Raw genomic sequence first — 8,698 nt, forward strand, 5'->3', positions numbered from 1 at the left:
TCCTCTTCCTCAGCCTCGACAGAGACGTATGCTCGCCCGGCCCGTACGTCGAGTCCGAGGTCGCCGTCGATGTCGGCGATGTCGAGGAGCTCCTCGATGAAGTCTGCGGCGACGTCACCCTCCTGCTCGAGCTGCTCGACCGTCGCGGGGGAGCGGTCCGGAGCGGACGTGGTGGCGGTGTCGGAGTTGCTGCTCATCATTCCTCTGGGTCGTTCCGTGATCAGGACTTCGCGTTACCCGATGGGCCGTTGCCGCCCGACGGTCCGGACTGCTTCTGCGCCTGCTTCTTCGCCCGCTGCTTGCCGACCGGCTGCTGCCGCTTGGGCTGTGCGGCCTTGGCCCGCTCGGCCTCCTCGACGAGACGCTGCTGCTCCGCCTGGTACTTCTCCATCGACACCACCTTGCCGGAGGAGTCGATGGCCTTGCCCTTGCGGGCCAGCCGCTCCTCGCGGGCCTTCGCCGCGTCCGACCCGGGGGTGGGCATCTCTCGGATGACGAGGAACTGCTGCCCCATCGTCCACAGGTTCGACACGAACCAGTAGATGACGACACCGAGCGGGAAGAACACGCCCGAGAAGACGAACGCGAACGGCAGCACGTACAGCATGATCTTCTGCATCTGGTACGCCTGGCCGGTCTTGGCTTCGGGGGAGAGGTTCTTCGAGATGATCTGGAGCTGTGTGAAGAACTGCGAGGCGATCATGAGCACCACGAGGGTCACCAGGATGATGATCGCCGTGGTGTTGCCCGAGTTGATGGCGTCGATCAGGGTCTCGTGGAGCGATGCGACGCCGAAGAGCTTCGCGTCGTAGAACTCCTGTGTCAGCTCCGCATTGAGCAGGCCCACACCGCCGATGCCGGCCTGTGCGTGCCGTGTGACGTCGTTCAGCACGCTGAACAGCGCGAAGAACACCGGCATCTGCACCAGGAGCGGCAGACAGCTCGACACCGGAGTGGTGCCGTGCTTCTTGTACAGCGCCATCGTCTCCCGGCTCATCGCCTCCCGCGAGAGCTGATCGCGCTTTCCCTTGTACTTCTCCTGAACTTTTCGCAGTTCAGGGGCGATTTCCATCATCTTCCGCTGGCTCTTGATCTGCCGCACGAACAGCGGAATCATCGCCGAGCGCACGACGATCACGAGACCGACGATCGAGAGCACCCACGTGAGACCCTCGGCTGCCGGCAGGCCCATCGCGGTGAACAGCCAGTGCCAGGCGACGAGCACGAGCTCGACCAGCCACTTCAGGGGCCAGAGGATGGTGCCGATCAGATCGAAACCACCGCCGCCCGATGTCTCGGTCGCCGACGAAGCGAAGCTCAGAAGATCCATGCGCGGGATCAGTCCTTTCCGGTGGAGCCAGGAACGACGAAACCCTGCGGGGTGATGTCGTGACGGAAGTCCTCACGAAGCGGCACGTCGTCGACGCCGCCCTTCGCCCAGGGGTGGCACCGCGCGAGGCGCGCGGCGGTCATCGCACTTCCCACCACGGCGCCGTACTGCTGTACCGCGGCCACCGAGTAGGCGGTGCATGAGGGGTAGTACTTGCACACGTCACCGTACGTGTGCGAGATGGTCGCCCGGTAGCCGTGAAGCAACGCCAGAGCGGCGTTCCGGGGCAGAAGCGGTATCGCACGAAGTGAATCGGATGCGGTCCAACGGCCGGCACCGACGGCATACGAGGGCAGAACACTCATGCCGCCCGCCTCGCCAGGCACCGTGCGACCTCGTCACGCAGTTGTGCGAAGTCGGCCTTCGCCGAGCCCGGGAGCGCACGGATGACCACGTCAGCACCGGGCCGGACATCGGTCAGCGCCCCCGCGCAGACAGCCTTCAGCCGTCGCCGCACGGTGTTTCGGACGACGGCTGAACCGACCTGCTTGCTCACGATGAAACCGAAACGCGCAGCCCTGTCGTCTCCCGACTGGACCACGTAGGTGATGGAATTCGCCCCGGCGCACCGCGCACCCCGGCGGACGACGGCCTTGTATTCCGCTCCGCGGGTCAGTCGGTTCTGCCTCGCGAGCACCGTGTGATCAGGCCGAGAGGGCGTCGCGGCCCTTGGCGCGACGAGCCGAGAGGATGGCACGGCCGGCACGGGTGCGCATGCGGGCGCGGAAGCCGTGCTTCTTGGCACGACGACGGTTGTTGGGCTGGAAAGTGCGCTTGCTCATGAGATCTCTTCCGGATGGGGTGTCCTCGGGACGCTCTTCCGGGGACGGGGTATCAGTACTGCCGCGAGGGCATAAGTCAACTGAGTAAGGATACGTCGACAGCGTTCAGGACTCAAACCTGCGCGCGCGAAAGCGACATTATCCACAAAGGCTGGGAAGCCGCTGGTCAGGACACGCGGCCCGGAACTACAGTGGAGTTTGCTCGCAGCCCTGCCGCTGACTAGCGTGGCACGGTCAGTTATCCACAGGTTGCGCGGTGTCATCTCGCGGGCGTGGAACATCTACTTTCCCCGGGGGCTACATGTCGCAGCACGAGATTCCAGATGTCCCCGTCTGGGGGCGTGTTCTGGAGGCCCTCGCCGTCGACGACCGTGTCACTCCTCAGCTCCACGGCTTTCTGAACCTCGCCGTCCCTCAGGGTGTCATGGGCGGCACCCTCTATCTCGACGTGCCCAACGACCTCACCGCCGCTCAGCTGAACAAGCGTCTGCGAGCTCCCATCATGGAGGCGCTCGCCCACGTCGAGCAGAACGGCGCCTACGACCCGCCGGCGGCGACCTTCCGTGTCGTCGTCAATCCCGACATCATCGACGCCCACCTGACGGCTCCCGTCCCGATCCAGGAGCTGGCGGTCCCGGCGCCGTCGATGTCGCCCATGCCGGCCGCGCGACAGGTCTTCGAGGAACCGGTCGAGTCTTCGGGAAGCACATCTCGCAACGACACCCGCCTCAACCCGAAGTACACCTTCGACAACTTCGTCATCGGCCAGTCCAACCGCTTCGCCCACGCAGCGGCGGTCGCCGTCGCCGAAGCCCCCGCGAAGGCCTACAACCCGCTGTTCATCTACGGCGACTCGGGGCTCGGCAAGACGCATCTTTTGCACGCCATCGGCGACTACGCGATGAGTCTGTACTCGGGCATTCGCGTGCGATACGTCTCGAGCGAAGAGTTCACGAACGACTTCATCAACTCGATCGCGAACAACCGCGGCTCGGCGTTCCAGGCGCGCTACCGCGACGTCGACATCCTCCTCATCGACGACATCCAGTTCCTCCAGGGTCGCGCCGAGACGCAGGAGGCCTTCTTCCACACCTTCAACACGCTGCACGATCACGACAAGCAGGTCGTGATCACGAGCGACGTGCCTCCGAAGCACCTCACCGGCTTCGAGGATCGGATGCGCTCCCGCTTCGAGTGGGGACTGATCACGGATGTGCAGGCTCCCGATCTCGAGACCCGCATCGCGATCCTGCGCAAGAAGGCGCAGAGCGAGCGACTGCACATCCCGGACGAGGTGCTGGAGTACATCGCGACGGTCGTGTCCTCGAACATCCGGGAGCTGGAGGGCGCCCTCATCCGCGTCTCGGCCTTCGCCAGTCTGAACCGGTCGAACCTCGACATGTCGCTGGCACAGACGGTGCTCCGCGACATCGTCGATCAGGACGACGCGAACGTCATCTCGCCGACCGACATCATCCAGGCGACCGCTCAGTACTTCAAGCTCACCGTCGACGACCTCTACGGCTCCAGCCGTTCGCAGGCCGTGGCCATCGCCCGGCAGATCGCCATGTACCTGTGCCGTGAGCGCACGAACCTGTCGCTTCCGAAGATCGGTCAGCTGTTCGGCAACCGCGACCACACGACCGTCATGTACGCATACAAGAAGATCAGCGACCTCATGAAGGAGCGTCGCTCGATCTACAACCAGGTGACCGAGATCACCGCGCAGCTCGGCCGAATGCGCTGAGGGTTCCCTCACCTCACATCCGCACTTGACAGCGGACGCATAGCCACGCCATCATGTGCGTTCTTCACAGTGTGGAAAACCTGTGGATAACTGGGGATGCATCGCCTCGACATGTGAACGAAACGGCATCCACCTGTGGAAGACGCCGTGACCCCGCTGTTTCCCCACAGACGGCTTCCCGCGTGATTCCGCATCGATTCCACATCTCACACGTTTGTAGTTCTCTAGAGCGCACTGGGATCCACCGACTTATCCACAGTTTCCACAGTTGTTAACAAGATGAAGAACAAGAACTTAAGCAGAGGGCGATTCGATGACCTCAAGGGTTCGAGCTCGAGGGATCGGATGCGCCGGCACGGATGCGGACGAGCGCCGGTCGGGCACTAGCATGGGCCGCACAGGGCAGTAGCATGAGAAACCCCATGCCCGAGGTCGAGGGAGCGTACGTGAGATTCCAGGTCAATCGCGATGTCTTCAGCGAAGCCGTCTCATTCGTCGTCAAGCTCCTTCCTCAGCGCAACCCGCAGCCGATTCTCGCGGGCGTGCTGATCGAGACGTCGGACGAAGGGCTGTCGCTGTCGGCGTTCGACTACGAGGCCTCGGCCCGAACGACCATCGACGCGACGGTCGACGACCCGGGCACGATCCTGGTTCACGGCCGTCTCCTGTCAGACATCGCCAGTCGTCTGCCGAACGCGCCGATTCAGATCTCGGTCGATCCCGAAGACGGCGTCGTGCTCACGTGCGGTTCCGCACGCTTCACCCTGTCCTCCATGCCCGTCGAGGAGTACCCGGCGATTCCCGAGGTGTCGGGTGAATCGGGGCTGGTTCCCGGGGAGGAGTTCGCGACCGCCATCGCGCAGGTCGCCTTCGCCGCGTCCCGTGACGACGTCACCCCCGTTCTCACCGGCGTGCAGCTGGAAGTGACCGGGAGTCGCCTGAGCCTGGTGGCGACGGATCGCTATCGCGTCGCGCTCCGCGAGATCCCGTGGGACGGCGGAACGACCGGTTCCGACGCCACGGCACTCGTGCCCGCGCGCACGCTGACCGAGGTCGGCAAGACCTTCGCGCACTCGGGTGACATCTCGATCGCCTTCTCGGGCAGCGGCGACCGCGAGATCATCGCCTTCACCGCGGGGAACAAGACCGTCACCTCGCTCCTCATCAAGGGCAACTTCCCGCCGGTCCGCCGTCTGTTCCCGGAGCAGACCGAGCACCACGCTGTCGTGAACACCGCCGATCTCGCCGAGGCCGTGCGTCGTGTGGCGCTGGTTCTCGACCGCTCCGCCCCGCTCCGGTTCACGTTCGCAGCCGACAGCGTCTCGATGGATGCCTCCGGCACCGAGCAGGCGCGGGCCAGCGAATCCGTCGACGCGACCCTGTCCGGCGGCGACGATGTCACGCTCGGACTGAATCCGCAGTACCTCCTCGAGTCGCTCGGTGCGGTGCGCAGCGAGTTCGCGCGCGTGACCTTCACCTCGAGCGAGAACGCGAACAAGCTCAGCCCCGTGCTGATCACGCCCCAGACCTCGGTGGACAAGGGCGGAGAGGACACGTTCAAGTACCTGCTCCAGCCGAACCTGCTGCTGAGGTGAGCGCATCCGGGTGACGTCCGAGGCGATCATTAGGCTGTACCGGTGATCGTGGAGCAGCTCTCACTCGTCGACTTCCGCAACTATGCGGCTGCCGATGTGGCGCTGCGACCCGGTCCGAACGTGTTCGTGGGTCGGAACGGCCAGGGCAAGACGAACCTCGCCGAGGCGATCGCCTACTTCGCCACACTCGGCTCTCACCGGGTGTCGCAGGATGCCCCGATGGTGCGGGAGGGCAAGGAGTCGGCGTTCATCCGCACCCGACTCGGTCACGGCGAGCGACGCGTCACCCTCGAACTGCAGGTCAACCGGCAGGGGTCCAACAAGGCGCGCGTGAACGGCTCACCGGTGAAGACCGCCGAGCTTCCCCGATATGCGCAGGTCGTCCTCTTCGCTCCCGAAGACCTGCAGATCGTGCGGGGTGACCCCTCGGCTCGCCGCCGGTTCGCCGATCAGCTCCTCATCCAGCGCGCACCGCGCATGGCTTCGGTGCTGCAGGATTACGATCGCGTGCTCAAGCAGCGAAACGCACTGCTGAAGTCCGCGCGTGCCCGCGGCGTGAAGGGCGACGGTCTGTCGACGCTGGATGTGTGGGATGACAAGCTCGTGACGCTCGGCGCCCAGGTGATCGAGGCGCGCCTGCGCCTCGCCGATGACCTCGCGACCCCCGTCGCCGACGCTTATACGGCCATCGCGGGCGCAGACCATCGGCCTCGGCTGCAGTGGGCGCTGTCGGTCGAAGGCGGTGATCCGGAGGAAGACGAGACCGGAAGCGAGAGCGCGGTGTCGGCGACGCCCATCGCAGACCAGTTCCGCAACGCCCTGGCCGCGCGACGCACGGCGGAGCTCGAGCGCGGCGTCACACTGGTCGGTCCCCACCGTGACGACCTGGTGCTGAAGGTGCGAGGGCTCCCGGTCAAGGGCTACGCATCGCACGGGGAATCCTGGTCGGTCGCGTTGTCGCTTCGCCTCGCGTCAGCGGAGCTCCTTCGCGCCGATTCGCTGCTCGGTGATCCGGTGCTGATCCTCGACGACGTGTTCGCGGAGCTCGATGCCGATCGACGAGTGCGCCTCGCCGAGGTCGCCCGGGGATACGAGCAGGTCGTGGTCACCGCGGCGGTGGAGCAGGATGTGCCGCCGCCGCTGCGCACCCAGGTGGTGCGGGTGGATGCGGGTCGTATCCTCCCGGAGGAGGAGCCGCACGATGGATGACGTCTCGTCGGAGCAGGTGCCGGAGACGGTCGCGACTTACCTCCGGCTGCGCGGGCTGAAGCCGTCGTCGAAGTCATGGCGCCGGCGGCGCCGGGTGCGCGACGACGAGAACCAGCCGTTCACAGCGGGGCGCGACCCGCGCGGTGTGGCCGACGTGCTCACGGAGCTCACGCGCCAGGCGGGTTGGGAGGGCCAGCTGGCGCGCGAGGACGTGGTGCGCACGTGGGCCGAGGTCGCCGGATCCGACACCGCCGAGCGCACGCGTCCGGTGTCGTTCCACGACGGCACGCTGACCATCCAGGCCGATTCGACGGCCTGGGCGAAGCAGCTTCAGCTGATGCGGGCGCAGATCCTCACCGAGATCGTGCGTCGGTATCCCGAGGCGGGGGTCGTGACCGTGCGATTCATCGGGCCGGACGTCCCCTCGTGGAAATGGGGCACCAGAGCCGTTCCAGGGCGGGGCCCTCGCGATACCTACGGATGACCCACGTCCCGCCATATCTGTGCCGATTTCATCGCGCCACAGGGCCGTATAACCGATCTGAGCGCGACGAACTTGGTAGAGTGGAGCCGATCCCTCCGACAGATGTGGAGCGCCTTCACCCATGACGTCCCAGAACCCCGACAGCGTTCCCGAGGACGCGGCCGACGACGCCGCACCCATCCCCACGGGGACACCCACCGAGTACGGGGCAGACGCCATTCAGGTGCTCGAAGGCCTGGAGGCGGTGCGCAAGCGCCCCGGCATGTACATCGGTTCGACGGGGGAGCGCGGACTCCACCACCTGGTGTATGAGATCGTCGACAACTCCGTCGATGAGGCCCTGGCCGGTCATTGCGACACGATCCAGGTCACGATCCTCGAGGACGGCGCCGTCCGCGTGGTGGACAACGGTCGTGGAATCCCCGTGGACATGCACCGCACCGAGGGCAAGTCGACGGTCGAGGTCGTCCTCACCGTGCTGCATGCCGGCGGCAAGTTCGGTGGGGGCGGGTACGCGGTCTCCGGCGGACTCCACGGCGTCGGTTCATCCGTCGTCAATGCGCTGTCCTACCGTCTCGAGGTCGAGGTGCACCGGCAGGGATCGGTATGGCGACAGTCCTATCGCGACGGCGGACAGCCCATCGCCCCGCTGGAGAAGGGCGAAGACAGCGAGCTGACCGGAACCACCATCACGTTCTGGCCCGATCCCGACATCTTCGACACGGTCGAGTTCGACTACGACACGCTGCGCACCCGGTTCCAGCAGATGGCCTTCCTGAACAAGGGTCTCCGCATCGACCTGCGCGACGAGCGCGCTCAGGCCTACGTCGAAGACGTCGAGCCCAGCACCGGAACCGAGACGCCGGATGCGCGTCACGACAGCTTCCTCTACGAGCGGGGCCTGGTCGACTACGTGGAGTACCTCAACAAGGTGCGTCACGCCGAGGTCGTCAACGACGAGATCATCGATTTCGAGTCGGAGGACACCGACCGCAAGATCGCCATGGAGATGGCGATGCAGTGGACGACGAGCTACACCGAGAACGTCTTCACCTTCGCCAACACGATCAACACGCACGAGGGCGGCACGCACGAGGAAGGCTTCCGGTCGGCTCTGACCGCGCTGGTCAACCGCTACGCGCGTGCGCAGAACATGCTGAAGGAGAAGGATGACAACCTCACCGGTGAGGACATCCGTGAGGGACTCACCGCCGTCATCTCCGTGAAGCTGTCCGAGCCGCAGTTCGAGGGCCAGACCAAGACCAAGCTCGGCAACACGGAAGCGCGGGCGTTCGTGCAGAAGGTCGTGGGTGACCAGCTCGGCGACTGGTTCGACCGGTATCCGCAGCAGGCGAAGAACGTCGTCCGCAAGGCGATCGACGCCGCCAGCGCCCGCATGGCAGCGCGCAAAGCTCGTGAGACTGCGCGCCGCAAGAGCGTCTTCGAGTCGGCTGCGATGCCCGACAAGCTCAAGGACTGCACGAGCAAAGA

Annotated in this window: 9 protein-coding genes and 1 pseudogene; 5 read left to right on the top strand and 5 right to left on the bottom strand. The window is 65.5% G+C overall.

Features of this window, described 5'->3' with window-relative positions:
• The 5 genes and pseudogenes from B4E30_RS01935 to rpmH form a co-directional block, all read right to left on the bottom strand.
• Window positions 1-197, bottom strand: a pseudogene (locus tag B4E30_RS01935) (DNA-binding protein); the annotation flags it as partial.
• A 23-nt stretch (window positions 198-220) separates the two neighbouring features.
• Window positions 221-1,330 (bottom strand): membrane protein insertase YidC, encoded by a 1,110-nt coding sequence (yidC, locus tag B4E30_RS01940; protein ID WP_194384126.1) that lies wholly within the window; start codon window positions 1,328-1,330, stop codon window positions 221-223.
• 8 nt (window positions 1,331-1,338) lie between these two features.
• Window positions 1,339-1,695: a membrane protein insertion efficiency factor YidD gene (gene yidD / locus B4E30_RS01945; RefSeq protein WP_194384127.1), complete on the bottom strand. Its 357-nt coding sequence runs from the start codon at window positions 1,693-1,695 to the stop codon at window positions 1,339-1,341.
• Complete coding sequence (gene rnpA, locus B4E30_RS01950) at window positions 1,692-2,096, bottom strand: ribonuclease P protein component (protein WP_390466724.1); 405 nt, start codon at window positions 2,094-2,096, stop codon at window positions 1,692-1,694. Before rnpA ends, yidD begins: the two co-directional genes overlap by 4 nt.
• Window positions 2,035-2,172: a 50S ribosomal protein L34 gene (gene rpmH, locus B4E30_RS01955; RefSeq protein ID WP_071044216.1), complete on the bottom strand. Its 138-nt coding sequence runs from the start codon at window positions 2,170-2,172 to the stop codon at window positions 2,035-2,037. The genes rnpA and rpmH overlap by 62 nt, the downstream gene beginning before the upstream one ends.
• Before the next feature lie 301 nt (window positions 2,173-2,473).
• Here rpmH and dnaA point away from each other — a divergent pair, with 301 nt between their 5' ends.
• The 5 genes from dnaA to B4E30_RS01980 form a co-directional block, all read left to right on the top strand.
• Window positions 2,474-3,919 carry a chromosomal replication initiator protein DnaA gene (gene dnaA / locus B4E30_RS01960; RefSeq protein WP_194384128.1) on the top strand — a complete coding sequence of 482 codons (1,446 nt, stop codon included), beginning with the start codon at window positions 2,474-2,476 and terminating at the stop codon, window positions 3,917-3,919.
• Window positions 3,920-4,365: 446 nt separating this feature from the next.
• Window positions 4,366-5,514 (top strand): DNA polymerase III subunit beta, encoded by a 1,149-nt coding sequence (dnaN, locus tag B4E30_RS01965; RefSeq protein WP_194385372.1) that lies wholly within the window; start codon window positions 4,366-4,368, stop codon window positions 5,512-5,514.
• A gap of 42 nt (window positions 5,515-5,556) precedes the next feature.
• A complete protein-coding gene (recF, locus tag B4E30_RS01970) occupies window positions 5,557-6,723 on the top strand; it encodes a DNA replication/repair protein RecF (RefSeq protein ID WP_194384129.1) in 1,167 nt (388 codons plus the stop codon).
• Window positions 6,716-7,207, top strand: coding sequence for a DUF721 domain-containing protein (locus B4E30_RS01975; protein WP_194384130.1), 492 nt, complete (start codon window positions 6,716-6,718; stop codon window positions 7,205-7,207). Before recF ends, B4E30_RS01975 begins: the two co-directional genes overlap by 8 nt.
• A 121-nt stretch (window positions 7,208-7,328) precedes the next feature.
• The coding region (locus B4E30_RS01980) for an ATP-binding protein (protein WP_286793266.1) at window positions 7,329-8,698 on the top strand (1,370 nt) is incomplete at its 3' end.

The organism is Microbacterium sp. UBA3394 (assembly GCF_002358725.1).
In the GTDB taxonomy this organism is placed as follows: Bacteria; Actinomycetota; Actinomycetes; order Actinomycetales; family Microbacteriaceae; genus Microbacterium; species Microbacterium luteum.